The 18483-nt window shown below is 37.9% G+C and carries 22 protein-coding genes; 21 read left to right on the top strand and 1 reads right to left on the bottom strand.

The features are described from left to right. The first annotated feature begins 15 nt into the window (after positions 1 to 15). A complete protein-coding gene (locus CDL10_RS10125) occupies positions 16 to 615 on the top strand; it encodes a hypothetical protein (protein WP_100678417.1) in 600 nt (199 codons plus the stop codon). Between the two features lie 152 nt (positions 616 to 767). Here CDL10_RS10125 and CDL10_RS10120 read toward each other — a convergent pair whose 3' ends face one another. Then, on the bottom strand, positions 768 to 2000 hold the full coding sequence (locus CDL10_RS10120) for an NAD(P)/FAD-dependent oxidoreductase (protein WP_100678416.1): 1233 nt from the start codon (positions 1998 to 2000) through the stop codon (positions 768 to 770). A gap of 93 nt (positions 2001 to 2093) precedes the next feature. On the opposite strand from CDL10_RS10120, the gene CDL10_RS10115 reads away from it, so the two are divergent. The 20 genes from CDL10_RS10115 to CDL10_RS10020 all read left to right on the top strand — a co-directional run bounded on the left by CDL10_RS10115 (position 2094) and on the right by CDL10_RS10020 (position 18471). Further along, positions 2094 to 3614, top strand: coding sequence for an HAL/PAL/TAL family ammonia-lyase (locus CDL10_RS10115; RefSeq protein WP_100678415.1), 1521 nt, complete (start codon positions 2094 to 2096; stop codon positions 3612 to 3614). 10 nt (positions 3615 to 3624) lie between these two features. Continuing rightward, positions 3625 to 4356: a 3-oxoacyl-ACP reductase FabG gene (fabG, locus tag CDL10_RS10110; protein WP_100678724.1), complete on the top strand. Its 732-nt coding sequence runs from the start codon at positions 3625 to 3627 to the stop codon at positions 4354 to 4356. After that, positions 4357 to 5580, top strand: coding sequence for a beta-ketoacyl-[acyl-carrier-protein] synthase family protein (locus tag CDL10_RS10105; protein WP_100678414.1), 1224 nt, complete (start codon positions 4357 to 4359; stop codon positions 5578 to 5580). 184 nt (positions 5581 to 5764) lie between these two features. Beyond that, positions 5765 to 6007, top strand: a complete 243-nt coding sequence (locus CDL10_RS10100) for an acyl carrier protein (protein ID WP_100678413.1) — start codon at positions 5765 to 5767, stop codon at positions 6005 to 6007. 8 nt (positions 6008 to 6015) lie between these two features. Further along, the gene (locus tag CDL10_RS10095) at positions 6016 to 6888 is read left to right on the top strand and encodes an LpxL/LpxP family acyltransferase (protein ID WP_100678412.1); all 873 of its coding nucleotides are present in this window, start codon (positions 6016 to 6018) and stop codon (positions 6886 to 6888) included. Positions 6889 to 6992: 104 nt separating this feature from the next. Then, positions 6993 to 7898 carry a hypothetical protein gene (locus CDL10_RS10090; protein ID WP_100678411.1) on the top strand — a complete coding sequence of 302 codons (906 nt, stop codon included), beginning with the start codon at positions 6993 to 6995 and terminating at the stop codon, positions 7896 to 7898. An 8-nt stretch (positions 7899 to 7906) separates the two neighbouring features. Further along, positions 7907 to 9040, top strand: coding sequence for a beta-ketoacyl-ACP synthase III (locus tag CDL10_RS10085; RefSeq protein WP_100678410.1), 1134 nt, complete (start codon positions 7907 to 7909; stop codon positions 9038 to 9040). Next, entirely contained in the window at positions 9040 to 9474 is a 435-nt protein-coding gene (locus CDL10_RS10080; RefSeq protein WP_100678409.1) for a hypothetical protein, read from the top strand. The genes CDL10_RS10085 and CDL10_RS10080 overlap by 1 nt, the downstream gene beginning before the upstream one ends. Positions 9475 to 9476: 2 nt before the next feature. Beyond that, complete coding sequence (locus CDL10_RS10075; RefSeq protein ID WP_100678408.1) at positions 9477 to 9920, top strand: hypothetical protein; 444 nt, start codon at positions 9477 to 9479, stop codon at positions 9918 to 9920. A gap of 4 nt (positions 9921 to 9924) precedes the next feature. Beyond that, a complete protein-coding gene (locus CDL10_RS10070) occupies positions 9925 to 10326 on the top strand; it encodes a hypothetical protein (RefSeq protein ID WP_100678407.1) in 402 nt (133 codons plus the stop codon). Continuing rightward, complete coding sequence (locus CDL10_RS10065; protein WP_100678406.1) at positions 10326 to 11321, top strand: BtrH N-terminal domain-containing protein; 996 nt, start codon at positions 10326 to 10328, stop codon at positions 11319 to 11321. Before CDL10_RS10070 ends, CDL10_RS10065 begins: the two co-directional genes overlap by 1 nt. 3 nt (positions 11322 to 11324) lie before the next feature. After that, a complete protein-coding gene (locus tag CDL10_RS10060) occupies positions 11325 to 12083 on the top strand; it encodes an ABC transporter ATP-binding protein (RefSeq protein WP_100678405.1) in 759 nt (252 codons plus the stop codon). After that, positions 12073 to 13326 (top strand): ABC transporter permease, encoded by a 1254-nt coding sequence (locus tag CDL10_RS10055; protein WP_100678404.1) that lies wholly within the window; start codon positions 12073 to 12075, stop codon positions 13324 to 13326. Before CDL10_RS10060 ends, CDL10_RS10055 begins: the two co-directional genes overlap by 11 nt. Further along, entirely contained in the window at positions 13301 to 13747 is a 447-nt protein-coding gene (locus tag CDL10_RS10050) for an acyl-CoA thioesterase (RefSeq protein ID WP_100678403.1), read from the top strand. The genes CDL10_RS10055 and CDL10_RS10050 overlap by 26 nt, the downstream gene beginning before the upstream one ends. Further along, positions 13720 to 14883 carry a beta-ketoacyl-[acyl-carrier-protein] synthase family protein gene (locus CDL10_RS10045; RefSeq protein WP_243389333.1) on the top strand — a complete coding sequence of 388 codons (1164 nt, stop codon included), beginning with the start codon at positions 13720 to 13722 and terminating at the stop codon, positions 14881 to 14883. Before CDL10_RS10050 ends, CDL10_RS10045 begins: the two co-directional genes overlap by 28 nt. Further along, on the top strand, positions 14873 to 15490 hold the full coding sequence (locus tag CDL10_RS10040) for a 3-oxoacyl-ACP synthase (RefSeq protein ID WP_100678402.1): 618 nt from the start codon (positions 14873 to 14875) through the stop codon (positions 15488 to 15490). Before CDL10_RS10045 ends, CDL10_RS10040 begins: the two co-directional genes overlap by 11 nt. Before the next feature lies 1 nt (position 15491). Continuing rightward, entirely contained in the window at positions 15492 to 15749 is a 258-nt protein-coding gene (locus tag CDL10_RS10035) for a phosphopantetheine-binding protein (protein WP_100678401.1), read from the top strand. Positions 15750 to 15852: 103 nt separating this feature from the next. Further along, on the top strand, positions 15853 to 17043 hold the full coding sequence (locus CDL10_RS10030) for a beta-ketoacyl-[acyl-carrier-protein] synthase family protein (protein WP_100678400.1): 1191 nt from the start codon (positions 15853 to 15855) through the stop codon (positions 17041 to 17043). A gap of 4 nt (positions 17044 to 17047) precedes the next feature. Beyond that, entirely contained in the window at positions 17048 to 18112 is a 1065-nt protein-coding gene (locus tag CDL10_RS10025) for a beta-ketoacyl synthase N-terminal-like domain-containing protein (RefSeq protein WP_100678399.1), read from the top strand. 17 nt (positions 18113 to 18129) lie between these two features. Beyond that, complete coding sequence (locus CDL10_RS10020; protein WP_100678398.1) at positions 18130 to 18471, top strand: hypothetical protein; 342 nt, start codon at positions 18130 to 18132, stop codon at positions 18469 to 18471. The last annotated feature ends 12 nt before the right edge of the window (positions 18472 to 18483 follow it).

The raw sequence follows: 18483 nt of genomic DNA, 5'->3' as shown, positions 1-18483 counted from the left end.
ATTAGAGTTTTTAAAATGAAAAAATTAGTATTATTGTTGTTTGTGACTATGACAACATTGGCATCTGCCCAAAAAATGAAAGTAACATCAGGAGATTTTAAATTTCTGAAAGGAGAAAAAGAACTGAACCTTGTAATGGATTATTCAAATATAAAGTTTTACAAGGAAAATATGGATGAAACTGCCTATATCCAAAAGAGAGAAAAAGATATTTTAGATTCGGACAAAGACAGAACTGAGGTAGAAAAATGGAAAAAAGATTGGGAGTATTCCAAAAGCACAACTTTTGTGGATAAATTTCTGGCGTCGATGAATAAAAACTCATCTTTAAACACAGCAGAGAATAACACGACTGCAAAATATACATTGATAGTGGAAACTGTATGGATTTACCCGGGTTGGTATGCAGGAGTAATGGCTCAGCCGTCAAAAGTAAGTACGGTTTTGAAATTCGTAGAAACTGCCAACCCGAATATTGTGTTGTTAGAAATTACAAGCAACAAGGCTCCGGGAGATAATTTCGTAGGTGTTGCGAATAACAACGACAGAATCGCTGAAGGGTATGCCAAAACAGCAAAATCATTAGCCAAAATGTTGAGGAAAAAGGTTAAATAAGATAACTTCAAACCTTTTGGGTTAAAAAAAACAGAAAGGTTTTGAATATTCACTGCCAACTTCGACTGAAAATTAAGAGCCTGTTTAAATTTATATTGTAAAAATGGTTATAGATTATTTTTGGTCATAACTGTGTTAAATTTTAACAGGCTCTAAACCTCAAAATCTTTTTCCATATTCAGCATATGAGCCATGTTTTTGATAATATTTTTGTGCTTTAATACAAACGGATTCGATTTATCCCATACATACCCTGCCAAGACTGAACATATTTTTCGTTTCACTTCAGGGTTTTCGGGCTGGTGGAAAAATAACGTTTGTAGATTTCCGGTGTACCATTCTTCGACATACGTTCTGAAAGTTTCAATCCCTTCTTTCATATAATCACTGAATTCGGTTTCCCAATCCACATTTTCCCCATTAATTTCTCTCAAAGCGAGTTTGGCAGCTAACATTCCCGATTCGGTAGCAAAAGCAACACCCGACGAAAATATAGGATCTAAAAATTCGGTGCTGTTTCCTGTAAGAGCAAATCCGTCGCCATACATTTTTTTGACAGCTCTCGAATAATTCTGAAGTTTTATCGGCTCAAATAAAAAATCTAAATCGCCAAACCGGTCTTTGGAATGTTTGGACATCAAAATCGCTTTTCTCAAAGCCTCCGAAGTCGATTCCGAGGAAAGAGAATCGATAAAATCAGTAGGACCAACAATTCCGACACTCGTGTTTCCGTTAGAAAACTGAATGACCCACAACCAGACTTCCGTTTCGATAATATCAAATGAAATAATATCATTTTCAGGACGGTTAATATCTTTGATATGCGTAAAAATAGCCGAATGAGGAGCCAAACCCGACGGATAATCCAAATCTAATAATCGTGGTAAAACCCTTCCGTAACCGCTTGAATCTATGACAAATTTTGCATGAATTTTTTTGAGGTTTCCGTTTTTGTCCTTTACGGTCGTTACAGAATTTTTTCCGTTAAATTCAATATCAATTACTTCGGATTCAAATTCCAAATCAATTCCTTTTCGGATAACTTCCTGAGCCATAGTGTTGTCGAAATCGGCTCGCGGAACCTGCCACGTCCATGTCCAGCCTTCGGTATAGTTTTGACTAAAATCAAAATCACAGACTTCTTCGCCTCTGATGAAACGGGCACCCGGCTTTTTTTCAAAATTCATTTTGTCTAAAGCATCGAAAAGACCTGCTTCATGAAAGTGATCCATTGCCCTCGGAATCAGGCTTTCCCCGACCACCAGACGAGGGAATTTCGTTTTTTCGACCACCTTTACTTTCGCCCCGTTATTGTGAAGATAACAAGACGAAACGCAACCCGAAGGACCTGCTCCGATAACCAGAACATCAACAAACTCATTCATCGTTAGGATAATAAATTTTATATTTGTACCCAAAAGTAATTATATTTACCGAAATAAAATACTTTTGATTTTAAAAACTACATAGATAGACCAATGAAGATTTTGAATAATTATTTGAGTATAGCCGAATTTGAATCTGTGATTTTTAACAGAGCAGAGGTTTCAATCAGCGATACAGTTTACCAAAGAGTGAATGAAAGTTTTGAATTTCTGAGAGATTTTTCCTCTGAGAAAATTATTTACGGAGTAAATACAGGCTTCGGGCCTATGGCTCAATATAAGATAGAGAAAGAGCAGCAAACTCAATTACAGTATAATCTTATCAGAAGCCACGCTTCGGGTACTGGGCAGCCGCTTTCCGAAAAGCAGGTAAAAGCAGCTATTTTGGCACGAATGAATTCACTTTCGTTAGGGAATTCAGGAGTGCATTCGTCTGTAATTGAACTGATGAAAGAGCTGATTAACAGAGATATCACACCGCTAATTTTTTCGCACGGCGGAGTAGGAGCGAGTGGAGATTTGGTGCAGCTGGCACATCTGGCATTGGTGCTTATCGGAGAGGGAGAAGTATTTTACAAAGGCGAAAGAAAATCCACGAAAGAGGTTTTTGAGGTAGAAAATTTGGAGCCGATGAAAATCCGTTTGCGGGAAGGATTGTCGATTATGAACGGAACTTCGGTAATGACAGGAATCGGGATTATCAATTTGGTAAATGCCAGAAAGCTGATTGATTGGAGCTTGAAAATTTCGTGTGCCATTAACGAAATGGTTTCGGCTTATGACGACCATTTTTCGGAAGAATTGAATGCTGCCAAATTGCACAAAGGACAACAGGAAATTTCCGCCAAAATGCGTGAACACTTGAAAGATAGCCAACTTATCCGAAAAAGGGATAAACATTTGTACAGCGGAGAAAATCAGGAAAAAGTTTTTAAAGACAAAGTTCAGGAATATTATTCGATTCGTTGTGTGCCGCAGATTCTGGGAGCTGTTCTGGATACGGTTGATTATGTGGAACAGGTTTTGGAAAAAGAGTTGAATTCAGCCAGTGACAATCCGATTGTGGATTTGAAAAACAGGCAGGTTTATCACGGTGGAAATTTCCACGGAGATTATATTTCGCTCGAAATGGATAAACTCAAAATCGTAATCACAAAACTTACGATGTTGGCAGAACGACAACTCAATTATTTGTTGAATGCAAAAATCAACGAAATATTTCCGCCTTTTGTCAATTTAGGAACATTAGGGTTTAATTTCGGAATGCAGGGAGCTCAGTTTACGGCTACTTCCACAACAGCTGAAAATCAGATGTTATCCAATCCGATGTATGTACATAGTATCCCGAATAATAATGATAATCAGGATATTGTGAGTATGGGAACGAATAGTGCTTTGATAACAGATAAAGTAATTGAAAATGCTTTTGAGGTTTTGAGCGTACATTTGATTACGGTTGTTCAGGCTGTGGAATATCTGAGTTGTCAGGATAAAATTTCGTCTGAAACGCTGAAAATGTATAATGAAATACGGGAAATAGTACCAGCTTTCACAGAAGATGAAGTTTTGTATCCGTATGTTCAGCAAGTGAAGGATTATTTAAAAGGGAAGTAAAAAAATGAAATTGAAATACGCAATCGTTACAGGAGGTTCTCGCGGTATCGGAAGTGCCATTTGCAAAAAGATAGCCGAAGATACCGATTATCATATCTTGATTAATTATCAATCGAATAAAGACGCAGCTTTAGCTACTTTGGAGGAAGTCCGAAAAGCAGGAGGGAATGGCGAAATCATACAATTTGACGTTGCCAATCATCAGGAGGTTACCGAAGTTTTGACCCGGTGGCAGGAAAATAATCCCGATGCAGTTGTTGAGGTAATCGTCAATAATGCAGGAATCACAAAAGACGGACTTTTTATGTGGATGCCGCAACAGGATTGGAACGATGTGATTAACACGAGCTTGAACGGATTTTTTAACGTAACGAATTTTTTCATTCAAAAATTACTTCGCAACAAATATGGACGAATCGTCAATATGGTTTCTGTTTCGGGAGTGAAAGGAACACCCGGACAGACCAATTATTCGGCTGCCAAAGGAGCGTTGGTCGGAGCGACAAAAGCACTGGCACAAGAGGTTGCCAAACGAAATATAACCGTAAACGCAGTTGCTCCCGGATTTATCAAAACCGATATGACAAGCGAACTGAATGAAAGTGAACTGGTCAAGCTCGTTCCAGCCAATCGTTTCGGAGAGGCGGAAGAAGTAGCTGATTTGGTTAGCTTTTTGGTTTCTAAAAAGTCGGGATATATTACGGGAGAGATTATCAATATTAACGGAGGAATTTATTCATAAATGAACAAAAGAGTTGTCATAACGGGAATGGGAATTTATTCCTGTATCGGAACTTCTTTAGAGGAGGTAACGCAATCTTTATATAACGGAAAATCGGGAATTGTTTTTGACCAGGAACGCAAAGACTTCGGTTTTCGTTCTGCCCTTACGGGAATGGTGCCAAAGCCCGATTTAAAGCCATTGCTCAATCGAAGACAAAGAGTAAGCATCGGAGAAGAAACCGAATATGCCTATATGGCTACAATTCAAGCACTTCAACAGGCAGGAATCGAAGACAGCTTTTTTGATACCAACGAAGTCGGGATTTTGTACGGAAATGACAGTGTTTCCAAAGCAATTATTGACGCCGTAGATATTATACGAGAGAAAAAAGACACTACGCTTATTGGTTCAGGAGCGATTTTCAAATCAATGAATTCTACCGTAACGATGAATTTATCGACTATTTTCAGACTTCGTGGAGTGAATATGACTATTAGTGCGGCTTGTGCAAGTGGCTCACATTCCGTTGGATTGGGATATTTTCTGATTAAAAGCGGATTTCAGGATATGATTATCTGCGGAGGAACACAGGAAATCAACAAATATGCCATGGGAAGTTTTGATGGATTGGGTGTTTTTTCTGAGAACGAAGATACGCCGACCAAAGCCTCGCGGCCTTTTGATGCGTCGAGAAACGGGCTTGTTCCGAGTGGAGGAGGAGCAACTCTTATTTTGGAAAGCTACGAATCGGCTGTAAAAAGAGGAGCGAATATTATTGCTGAAGTAACAGGTTATGGGTTTTCATCAAACGGCGGACATATTTCAACCCCAAATGTTGACGGACCTGCTACCGCAATGAAAAGAGCTTTGGAAAATGCAGGAATTGATGCTTCCGAAATTGATTATATCAATGCTCATGCTACTTCGACACCTGTCGGGGACAGCAACGAGGCGAAAGCTATTTTTGAAGTATTCGGACAAAACAACACGCCTGTAAGTTCAACCAAATCAATGACAGGACACGAATGCTGGATGGCAGGAGCAAGTGAAATTATTTACTCGATTCTGATGATGCAGAACGGTTTTATTGCCCCGAATATCAATCTGGAAAATCCCGATGAAGATTCAGCCAAACTGAATTTAGTTGCCCAAACCCAAAAAGCAGAAATAGATACATTCCTTTCCAATTCCTTTGGTTTCGGAGGAACAAATTCGGCTGTGGTTATTAAGAAGTTCATATAAATCTGCATTATGCTTTAAGTAATAAGCTAAAATTTTGAATATCAAAGCATTCATAGTTGTAATGTGGTTTTTACTTGTCTGAAAATAGGCTTATAGCATATAGCTTACTGCCTATTGCTAAATAATAATTTCTTGCTTTTCAATTAAAAAAAACTAACTTTGCCTTCCAGAAAAAACAGACGAGATGAACAGAGATGAAATCGTAAAAATCGTAAATAATTTTTTAGTTGAAGAATTTGAAGCCGATGGTTCTATGATTCAGGAAAATGCTAACCTGAAAGAAACTTTGGATTTGGATAGTCTTGATTATGTGGATTTGGTTGTGGTTATAGAAGCGAATTTCGGAGTGAAGTTGGGAGAAGCTGATTTTGCAGGTGTTTCTACTTTCGGCGATTTTTATAATCTGATAGAGGCTAAAATTAAATAAAGCAAACCATGGCTCAATGGGACGGAAAGTCCGGAGGTACACTGCTCGGATATAAAATATTTGTATTTTTTATCAAAAAAGCAGGAGTCAGAACAGCTTATTTTGTTCTGTATTTTGTGGCTTTATATTACTTTTTGTTTGCTCGGAAAAGCAACAAAGCTATTTTTTCATATTTCATAGAAAGACTGAAATATTCTTGGTTGAAAGCCAAAGTGTCTGTTTATGGAAGTTACCTTACTTTCGGGAAAACACTTATTGACAAAGTTGCTATAAATGCGGGACTTCGCAATAAATTTACCTATGAATTTGACGGAATCGAAACCCTCAAACGACTACTTGCCGACAAAAAAGGAGGAGTGCTGATTAGTGCTCATATCGGTAATTTTGAAGTGGCCGAAAAATTTTTTGCTGATATTGATTTCGATATGCAAATCAATCTGGTCACAACCGATATGGAACGCAACGAAATCAAAAAATATTTAGAAAGCATAAGCCAAAAATCAGCAGTCAAATACATTGTTGTGAAAGATGATATGTCGCATATTTTTGATATCAATACGGCTTTGTCCAACAACGAATTAATTTGTTTTACGGGCGACCGTTACTTTGAAGGAAGTAAAACTCTCGAAGCACAATTTCTTGGTAAAAAAGCCACTTTTCCGGCAGGACCTTTTCTGATTGCGTCGAGGTTGAAAGTGCCTGTCGTTTTCGTGTATGTGATGAAAGAACCAAATCTGCACTATCATTTATATGCTCGTGAAGCCGAAGTAAAACACAGAGACGCACAGGGATTATTAGAAACTTATGTCTCAAACTTGGAATCAATGTTGAAAAAATATCCATTGCAGTGGTTCAACTTTTTTGATTTTTGGAAAGAATAATTTTCTGCCACAGATTAAAAGGATTTTTCAAAAAACCGTAGAATCCTTTAATCAGTAGCTAAAATACATTAAATTTGCTCCTTTGACTTTCTGAAAAGCACGAAATGGAAAAAAATGTTTTGGTCATATATTATTCTCAATCGGGTCAGCTAAAAGAGATAGCGGAGCAGGTTGTCAAGCCATTAGTGGAGGATAATCAGATTCAGGTTGATGTTCTGAATATCGAAATGGAAAACGACTTTCCTTTTCCGTGGACAAACGAAACGTTTTTCGGAGCATTTCCGGATACATTTTTGCAAGTTCCTCACAAAATAAAACCCATTTCCAACGAAGTTCTTTCCAAAAAATACGATTTGATACTTTTTGCGTACCAGCCTTGGTATTTGAGTCCGTCAATTCCTGCCAATTCGTTTTTGCAAAGCGAATATGCTGGTAAAATATTTGCAGATACTCCGGTAATTACCATTATCGGAAGCCGGAATATGTGGGCAATGGCACAGGAAAAAGTGAAAAAACTGTTCGGAAACTTCAATACAAAATTAGTTGGGAACATTGCTTTGGCAGACCGAAATCCGAATCTGATAAGTGCCTACACAATCGTAAAATGGATGTTTACCGGAGAGAAACGCAAATTCGGAATTTTCCCCACACCGGGAATTGCTCAACACGAAATTGATAAATCGTCAAAATTTGGCGAAGTGATTTTAAAGCATCTCAAAGAAGGTTCTTACGACAACCTCCAAACCGATTTGCTGGATAAAGGAGCAGTTGAAATCCGTCATTTTTTGATTCAGATTGACAAAACAGCCAATAAAATGTTTGCCAAATGGGCGGGGCTGATAAAAAACAAAAAAGGAAATACGAGAAAGAGATGGCTAAAAGGATTTTATTACTATCTTGTCGTCGCAATCTGGATTTTGTCTCCGATAGTGAACCTAATCTATTGGCTGACATATCCTTTCAGATATCAAAAAATTAAAAAAGAAATCACCTATTTCAAAGGTGTTTAGAGATATTTATGTTTGATGTATATATAACCGGAGCGTCTAAATTCCTGCCAAATGAACCTGTTTCAAATGATGAAATAGAAACAAAATTAGGCTTAATAAATGGAAAAAAATCCAAGGCAAAAAATATAATTTTACGCAATAATAAAATTATTACGAGGTATTATGCTTTGGACGAAAATGGCAACTCGACCCATTCCAATGCAGAACTTACCCGATCTGCCGTAGAGAATTTGCAGAATGAAAATTTTTCATTGAAAGACATTCAGGTTTTGTCTTGCGGAACATCGACACCCGACCAGCTTTTACCTTCGCATTCGGCTATGGTTCACGGATTATTGAAAAATCATTCGCTGGAGCTGAATTCGTCTTCTGGTGTTTGTTGTGCCGGAATGAATGCTCTTAAATATGGGTATCTTTCTGTAAAATCCGGAAATTCCGAAAATGCAGTTTGTACAGGGTCAGAAAAAGTTTCGACCTGGCTGCTTGCAGACCGTTTTGAACATGAAGCCGAAAATCTGAAAAGTCTTGAAGAACAGCCTGTTATTGCCTTTAAAAAAGATTTTTTACGTTGGATGCTTTCGGACGGAGCAGGAGCTTTTTTACTGCAGAACAAACCTGTCGGGAAAACATCGCTGAAAATCGAATGGATAGATTTCTATTCGTATGCCTACGAGCTTGAAACCTGTATGTATGCAGGAGGCGATAAACAGAAAGACGGAAGCATAAAGCCTTGGAACGATTACAAAACTGAAGAATGGTTGGAGCAATCGGTTTTTTCGATTAAGCAGGACGTAAAAGTTTTGGACGAAAATATCCTTGAAAAAGGAGCTTTGAGTATGCGTGAAGCATTGAAAAAACACAATATTACGACAGAAGATATAACTTATTTTTTGCCTCACGTTTCTTCGGGTTATTTTGTGGATAAACTACACGACAAACTATACGAATACGGAATCGGAGTACCGAAAGAAAAATGGTTTATGAATTTGCCGTATGTCGGAAATGTCGGCTCGGCTTCCATTTATTTAATGCTCGAAGAATTGATGAATTCCGGCAGGCTCAAAAAAGGGGATATCATATTGCTGTCTGTTCCCGAAAGCGGACGATTTTCGTATGCTTATGCTTATTTAACCGTAGTCTGATGAATTATACGTTTCCGATAACTGACGCAACATTTGTACAGGGACTTATCCCTCAAAAATATCCGTTTGTAATGGTCGATAGTTTGATTGTTTATTCAGACGAAAAAATAACAGCTTCCCTTACGATAAACGAAACCAATATTCTTGCTGATTCTGAGGTTTTTACTGCTTCTGGACTGATTGAACATATGGCTCAAACCGTTGCTTTATATACAGGTTTTCAGTATCATATTCAGCAAAAACAAGCACCGACAGGCTATATTGGTTCTATTAAATCGGTTGAAATTATAAGACTTCCCGAAATCGGACAGAAAGTAGAAACTTCGGCTGAAATCTTGCAGGAATTTATGGGAGTTACTTTGGTGGATATAACGTCAGAAATTGACGGAGAAGTAATCGCCAAAGCCCAAATGAAAACCGTTTTGGCAAAATAAAAATGACGAGAACATTACCCATAGAAATCCGGAATTTCCTGCCCCACAGAGAGCCTATGCTGATGGTAGATTTGATTACGTATATCGATGATGAAAGTGTTGAAACGACTTTTTTGATTTCTAAAGATTGTATTTTTGTAGATAACGGTTATTTTTCTGAATCAGGATTGATTGAAAATTCGGCTCAAACCTGTTCCGCCATAGTAGCTCAAACTTATTTTTCGGAAGAAAAAACAGCAGTGAAGTTAGTTGGTTTTATCGGAGGGATTAAGAAGCTATCCATAAAGGCATTACCTTTGGTAAACCAAACACTGGTTTCCAAAGCAAGGCTTATTTCAAAAATGGATACCGAAGATTATACCTTGTGTTTGATACAGTGTACTATCTTTGCGGAAGAAAAAATACTTTTGGAGACAGAAATGAATTTGTTTATCAGAGAGCAATAAGAAAATGAAAACAGACCAAATACCACAAGACGACAGCAGTTTGTCCAAAAAAGACCTCAAAGAATTGTGCTATGCAGTTGACGAAAACGGAAATTACACAACGGCATTGAGTTCAGGTTGGGAGCCGAAATCGGTCGCATTGGACGGCTCTATACAGCTCATTCAGCAGAGAATTGAAAATGCCCGGCAAATGGTTGCTAACGGTCAGGCGAGTCCGATTGTCTATTTTATGGAAAAAAATAAAATGGATTTGTCGATTTTGGCAAGTTACGTTTCGATGTGGAAATGGCGGGTAAAAAGACATTGCAAACCGAAAGTTTTTGTTACATTAAGCGATAAAATTTTAAAAAAATATGCTGTTGTTTTTGAAATTTCGACAGAAGAATTAAAGAGTTTTAAAGGATAATGCAGGTAGAATTTAAACATAACCAATCGGCTCATTGCGAGAATGGCGTAGCGTCCAATTTGCTAAAACATCAGGGAATCGAAATCAGTGAACCTATGGTTTTTGGTTTGGGTTCGGGTTTGTTTTTTGTATATCTGCCTTTTATCAAAGTTAATTTTTCGCCTGCTTTCAGTTACAGACCGATGCCTGGCTGGATTTTTAAGCGAATGGCAAAACTATTGGGAATCAAAATCAAACGACAGAAATTCAATAGTCCCGAAAAAGCACAACAGGTGCTTGACCAAAATCTAAAAAACGGCATTCCCACAGGATTGCAGGTAGGTGTTTATGGACTGACTTATTTTCCTGATGAATATCGTTTTCATTTCAATGCACATAATTTGGTTGTGTACGGAAAAACCGATACCGATTACCTGATTAGCGACCCTGTTATGCAGGAAACTACGACGCTTACACATCAGGAGCTGGAAAAAGTACGTTTTGCCAAAGGAGCTTTAGCTCCGAAGGGGCATTTGTATTATCCTGTTTATCTTCCGGCAGTGATAAACTGGGAAAAAGCAATCCGAAAAGCAGTCAAAAAGAATTGTAACGATATGTTGGCACCCGTTCCGATTGCGGGAGTAAAAGCCATTCGGACAGTAGCTAAAAATATTGTAAAATGGCATAAAAAACTCGGAGTTGCCAAAACCAATCATTATCTCGGACAGCTTATCCGAATGCAGGAAGAAATCGGAACGGGTGGTGGAGGTTTTCGCTTTATTTATGCCGCTTTTTTACAAGAATCAGCTGATATTCTGAAGAATGAAAAATTGCGTGAACTCTCCAAAGAAATGACCGAAATTGGTGATATGTGGAGAGATTTGGCTGTGCAGCTTGCAAGGGTTTACAAAAAACGGAGCAATCAGGAGGACGTTTATGTTATGCTGTCAAAAAATATGCTTGAAATTGCCGACAGAGAAGAAGCATTTTTTAAAAAGCTGAAAAAAGCGGTTTAATCCATGAAAAATAATATAGCCATAGAAATTAATAACCTCTACAAACAATACAAAAACACCGAAACTTTTGTGGTTAAGGGAGTTTCTTTGGCTATTGCTCAAAAAGAGATTTTCGGGCTTTTGGGTCCGAACGGAGCAGGAAAAACCACGTTGCTTTCGATGATGTGCGGACTTTTGAAACCTACTTCCGGAAAGATTTCGATTCTTGATAAATCCTATTCCAATCACAAAACCGAAATTCATCAGAATATCGGAGTTGTTCCGCAGGAATATGCTTTGTATCCCACACTTACAGCCCGAGAGAATATTGCGTATTTTGCGGGTATGTACGGACTGAAAGGCAGAGATTTACACCAAAAAACCAATCAGGCATTGGAAAGATTGGGACTTTTGGAATTTGCAGACAAAAAAATCGGAACTTTTTCGGGAGGAATGAAACGAAGAATCAATCTGATAGCAGGAGTTCTGCACAATCCGAAGATTTTGTTTCTGGACGAGCCGACTGTTGGGGTAGATGTGCAATCTAAAAACGTGATTATCGAATATTTGCAAGAATTAAACAGGTCAGGTACGACCATTATTTATACTTCGCACCATTTGTCGGAGGCAGAGCATTTCTGTACGAAAATTGCCATTATTGACAGGGGAAAATTGTTCGCTTGCGATACGCCGAAAAGCCTGATTCAAAATACCGAAAATACGTCAAATCTCGAAGATGTATTTATAAGTTTAACAGGAAAACAGCTTCGTGATGAGGTATAAATTGTGGCAGTCGGTCAAAAAAGAAATGTTGCTCCTGTCGAGGGATTGGGGAGGTTTGGTCATTTTGTTTGTGATGCCTTTGGTTTTGGTTATTACCGTTACGCTTATTCAGGACAGCTCGTTCAAAGCGGTTTCGACCCGAATAGAAATTGCTTTTGTGGATAACGATAAAGGCGAAATTTCAAAAACCATTATTGATAATTTATCAAAAAGTGAATCTTTTGTATTGGTTTCCGTTAGTGAACAGGAACTTCAACACCTTGTTTTTAAAGGAAAATACCAAATGGGAATCGTCATTCCCGAAAATTTGAGCAGTGATTTACAAAACAAGGTCAATCACAACGTGGATAAAGCTATCAGTGCTTTTGGTCTGGGAGATGATTCCGATACCGAAGAAAACCACTTTTCGGCCAAAGAAATCAAATTGTATTTTGACCCTGCTACGCATTTGTCTTTCAAATCGGGAGTTCAGAATGCTATTGATAAAATCGTAACTCAAATTGAGAATCAGTCTATTTACAGGGCTTTTCAGGAGCAGTTATCCGAAGAAAATTCGTTTTTTGAGCAGGAAAGTCTGATTGTTTTTGAGGAAATTTTACCAACAGCAAATAGCGAAGAGCCAAAACCAAACTCTGTTCAGCACAATATTGCTGCGTGGACGTTGTTTGCTATGTTTTTTATCGTTGTTCCGCTTTCCGTCAATATGGTTAAGGAAAAAAATCAGGGAACTTACATACGTTTGCTTACAAGTCCTGTTTCGCATTTGGTATTTTTGGGAGGAAAAATCATAACCTATCTGATTATTTGTCTGTTGCAGTTTTATGTAATGCTATTTATCGGGAAGTTTGTCTTTCCGTATTTCGGTTTGATTGCTTTGGAATGGACGAATTTGGGTTTGCTTACGATTGTCGCTTTGTTCTGCGGTTTGGCTGCCATAGGCTTTGGGGTTTTGCTCGGAACTTATGCGGAAACACAAGAGCAATCCGCACCTTTCGGAGCTACTTCGGTTATCATTTTGGCTGCGCTCGGAGGGGTTTGGGTGCCTGTTTTTGCAATGCCCGATATAATGCAGGGATTTGCTAAAATTTCTCCGATGAATTGGGGACTGAACGCTTTTTATGACATACTTTTAAGACAAGGAGGTCTTTCAGACATTCTTCCCGATATAATTTTACTATTTTTGTTCTTTGTAGCGACATTAACCATTTCGATTATTTATGACAAAAAGAAAAGAACGGTCTGAAGAACAAAAAACGATTACTTCTGCCTATAAATTCAGAATCCGTTTTAACGAAACCGACCCGCTCGGAATCGTATGGCACGGAAATTATCTCGTTTATTTTGAGGAGGGACGTGAGGCTTTCGGACGTGAGCATAATCTGACGTATTTGGATATTGAAAAGGAGGGTTATGTCGTGCCTATCGTAAAATCGGAATGTGAGCATAAAATTTCGCTGAAATACGGGGAATATGCTGTTATCGAAACAACGCTTATCCCGACTTTGGCTGCCAAAATGATTTTTACGTATAAGATTTTTAACGAAAATAACGAATTGGTCTGTACGGGACAAACCGTTCAGGTTTTTGTGGATAAAGACGGAGTTTTGTCGCTTAACAATCCCGAATTTTATGAAAAGTGGAAACAAAAAATGGAAATATTTTGATAGATAAATCGATATACATTTCCGAAACAAACTGCATTACTCCTTTAGGGTTTGATGTGCAGTCGAATATTGATTCTGTACTGAATGGAAAATCGGGAATTTCTGTTTCGGATAAATATCCGATGTTTCCGAAGGTTCTTTTGGGAGAAATTTTTGATGAAGAACTCAACCGAAGATTTTCCGAAATTTCTTCAGATAGTAATTTTACCCGATTGGAAAAGCTATTGATTTTGGTTTTGTATCCGATTGTAAAAGGAAAAAAAATAACCGAAAAATCTGTTTTGGTTTTATCGACAACCAAAGGAAATATAAGGCTTTTAGAAAATCAAGAATCAGAATTTTCCGAAGCTAATTTGGGGAAGTTAGCTCAAAAAACAGCCCGTTTTTTTGGGTTTACAACCGAGCCTGTTGTGGTTTCCAATGCTTGTGTTTCGGGAGTTTTGGCTTTGTCGGTCGCCAAACGAATGTTGCAGTTTTCGGATTATAAAGAGGCTTTTGTCGTGGCAGGAGATGAAATTTCGGAGTTTGTGATTTCGGGATTCAATTCGTTTCAGGCAATGAGTGATGAACTTTGCAGACCTTACGATAAAGACCGAAAAGGAATCAATCTCGGAGAGGCGGTTGCAGCAGTTTATTTGTCAAAACAAAAAAGTGCAAATGCAGTTAAGATTTTGGGAGAAGGTTCAATAAACGATGCGAATCATATTTCAGGTCCTTCGAGAACGGGAGAGGGGCTTTTCAGAAGTATGCAGAGTGCTTTTAAGGAAGCGGGAATTTTACCCGAACAGGTTGACTTTATTTCGGCTCACGGAACAGCAACTTTGTATAATGACGAAATGGAGGCTATTGCTTTTGACCGAATGAATATGTCGGAAATTCCGATTTTCAGCCTGAAAGCCAACTACGGCCATACGCTCGGAGCTTCGGGATTACTCGAAACGGTTGTCAGCATTGAGGCGTTATATCAGAATAAAATTCTTCCGTCTTTGGGATTTTCGGAGTCGGGAGTTTCAAAACCGATTACGGTTTTTACAGAGTTTCAAAATAAGAAAATGAACTACTTTCTGAAAACCGCATCAGGTTTCGGAGGTTGTAATACGGCGGTTTTGTTTGAGAAAATAATTAATGTTGAATAAAGAATTTTACATAGAATCAAGTGTTTTGATTCGGGATAACAAAGTTATTTCGGGCGGAAAAGAGTTGTTTGGCTCGGATTCAGAGAATTTTTCAGCTTTTTCCAAAGAGGCTTACAAGCATTTCGGGGTAGATTATCCGAAGTTTTTCAAAATGGACAATCTGTCAAAACTGGCTTTTTTGGGAGCAGAAATTTTACTTAAAAATCAAAGCCTGAACGAATCGGATAACGATATTGCTTTGGTTTTGGCTAACCGTTCTTCTTCTTTGGATACAGATTACAAATATCAGCAATCCATAACGGACAAGGAAAATTTCTATCCGAGTCCCGCTGTTTTTGTTTATACCCTGCCTAATATTTGTATTGGAGAGATAAGTATCAAGCACAAATTGTATTCTGAAAATAGTTTCTTTATATTTGAGGCTTTTAATCCTGAATTTTTGACAGCATATTCGGAATATTTATTAAAATCGGGGAAATCAAAAAAGGTGCTTTTAGGTTGGGTGGAGTATTTTCAGCAGGAATATAAGGCTTTTATGTGTTTGATTTCACAAAATGGAACACAAGAGGTTAATATAGAAACGATTAAAAAATTATATACAAAATAATATGGGAAATTTAAAAGAAGAATTAAAGGCTAAAATCATCGAAACGCTTAATTTGGAGGATTTATCTGTTGCGGATATTGCAGATGACGATGCACTTTTCGGGGACGGATTAGGATTGGATTCGATTGATGCTTTGGAGCTTATTGTACTTATGGATAAAGACTACGGAATCAGATTAGCTGACCCGAAAGAAGGAAGAGCTATTTTTACGTCTATCCAGACAATGGCTGATTATATTGAGGTAAATAGAACGAAATAGATTCCTCCCCAACCCTCCAAAGGAGGGGCTTTTGGAAAGGAAATACATATATAAAATTAACTAAATTATTCCCTCTCCTTTGGAGAGGGGTAGGGTGAGGCTTATGAAGATTGCGATTACGGGAATGGGAATTATTTCAGCTATCGGAATGAAGGTTGAGGAGAATTTTAATGCCTTAAAAAACCGTAATTCGGGTATTTCCGATTTGGAAAATATCGATACTGTTCATAAAGGTGTTTTGAAATTCGGAGAAATAAAATTAACCAATTCTGAGTTAGCAACTATTTTAAAACTTCCTGAAAATCACGACTTTTCAAGAACTACGCTTTTGGGAGCTTATGCTGCTCAAAAAGCGGTCGAAAACGCAGGAATCAAAAATATCAACGATTACCCGACAGGTTTGGTTTCTTCTACGAGTGTGGGAGGAATGGATAAAACCGAGCAGTATTTTTATGAATATTTTGATAATCCCGAAATCCGAAGATTTATTACTTCGCACGATGCGGGAGATGTTTCGCACAAAATAGCGGACATTTTAGGTATTGAGGGATTGGTAACTACGATAAGCACAGCTTGTTCTTCGGCTGCCAATGCGGTAATGTTCGGAGCAAGACTTATTGCCTCGGGACAATTAGAACGGGTAATTGTCGGAGGAAGTGATGCTTTGAGCAAATTCACAATCAACGGATTTAATACGTTAATGATTTTGACCGATTCGTACAATACTCCGTTTGATAATAACCGAAAAGGACTGAATTTGGGAGAGGCAGCGGCTTATCTGATTTTGGAATCGGATAAGGTTGTCAAAGAGCAGAATCGGGAAGTTCTGGCTTATCTTTCGGGATTCGGAAATGCCAATGATGCTTATCATCAGACTGCCTCGTCAGAAGACGGGGAGGGAGCGTTTTTGGCTATGGAAAAAGCCTTAAAAATGGCAGGAATTTCTCCCGAAAATATAGATTATATCAACGTTCACGGAACAGCAACTCCGAATAATGATTTGTCGGAGGGGCGGGCTTTACAGCGAATCTTCGGTCAAAACATTCCACTTTTCAGCTCTACCAAACCTTATACGGGACATACTTTGGCTGCAGCTGCGGCTATTGAGGCAGTTTACAGCATATTGGCATTACGTCATAATGTGATTTATCCGAATCTGAACTTTAAAGATAAAATGGAAGAATTTGATTTGATTCCGACAACCGAGCTTACCGAAAAAGAAATCCATACGGTTTTGTCAAACTCTTTCGGTTTCGGAGGAAATTGTTCGTCTTTAATCTTTTCAAAATCTTAAGCAGATGAAGAATTGTTATATCAACGGAATTTCGGCTATATCTGCACAAGATACTTTTGAAACGGATTTTTTAGATTCGGCAGAGCTCAATCAGACAGAAAACACGTTAAAAGCTGTTGAGCCTGATTACAAAGCGTTTATTCCGCCTGCCGCTATCAGACGAATGGCAAAAGGGATAAAAATGGGAGTAGCTGCATCAGTTCAGGCACTTCAAAAAGCGGAATTGGAACAGGTTGATGCCATTATTACGGGTACGGGAATGGGCTGTTCACAGGATTCGGAAAAGTTCCTGAAAAGCATTTTGGACAACAACGAACAGTTTTTAACTCCGACTTCGTTTATACAATCTACTCACAATACGGTTGCAGCTCAAATCGCTTTAAGGCTTTCCTGCAAAGGCTATAATTTTACGTATGTAAACGGAGCTATTTCGTTTGAATCGGCTTTGCTCGATGCGTGTATGCAAATCACTTCCGAAGAAGCGAAAAGCATTTTGGTTGGAGGAATTGATGAATATGCCAATCATACTTTTTCGTTGTATAAGCTTATCGGACTTATTAAACCTGAAGAAGAAAAACCTTTTTCGGTGTTAGAATCCAAATCCAAAGGAGCTGTTTTTTCGGAGGGAGCAACATTTTTTGCTTTGGAAAATATTCGTAAAGATTCAACGTATGCAGAAGTTGTTGATATTCAAATCAAAAACAAAGTAAGTAGAGAACAATTACCTGATTTGTTTGATGCTTTTCTAAAGAAAAACAACCTCAATACCTCTGAAATAGATGTGGTTGTTTTAGGAAATAACGGAGATATGGAATTTGATGATTACTTTGCAAAAGCATCGGATTATTTCGCTGAATCCGTTTCCGTTTATTACAAGCATTTGAGTGGGGAATACAATACAGCTTCGGCTTTCGGGCTTTGGGTTGCTGCGAATATGCTGAAAAAACAGCAAATTCCTGATGTTATAAGAATTAATTCCGTTGAAAAACAGCAATATAAAACTATTTTGTTGTACAACCAATACAGAGGATTAGACCATAGTCTGGTACTTTTGAGAGGTGCTTTGTAAAATTATACATGTTAGAAATGAAAGTAATTAGAATTATATTAGGTGTTTTTATCGGGATAATTCTATTATGGATTATTTGGATAAATTTACCTGTTAAATATAATCGAGTTACTGAAATTAAACTTGGAAATCAGATAATTGAAAAAATAGAAAGTTCCAAAGAAGAGTTACCAGAAAATAATGATTGGGAAAAATTGAATGAATATGGAATATATCAGGAGTATGAAATTGGAAAGCCGGAATATAAAAAAATCAATGATAATGAGTTTGAAATAATTTTTGTTGAAGGTTTTGACCCTCCATATTTAATATGGAATTCGAGTGAAAGAAAATGGAAGAAGGGAAGGCCGACATTATAAGATAATAGGTTT

The sequence above is a fragment of the Avrilella dinanensis genome, from assembly GCF_002807015.1.
Taxonomy (GTDB): domain Bacteria; phylum Bacteroidota; class Bacteroidia; order Flavobacteriales; family Flavobacteriaceae; genus Flavobacterium; species Flavobacterium dinanensis.
The sequence above is the reverse complement of the archived record's forward strand: the minus strand, read 5'-3'. Positions and strand labels throughout refer to the sequence as shown.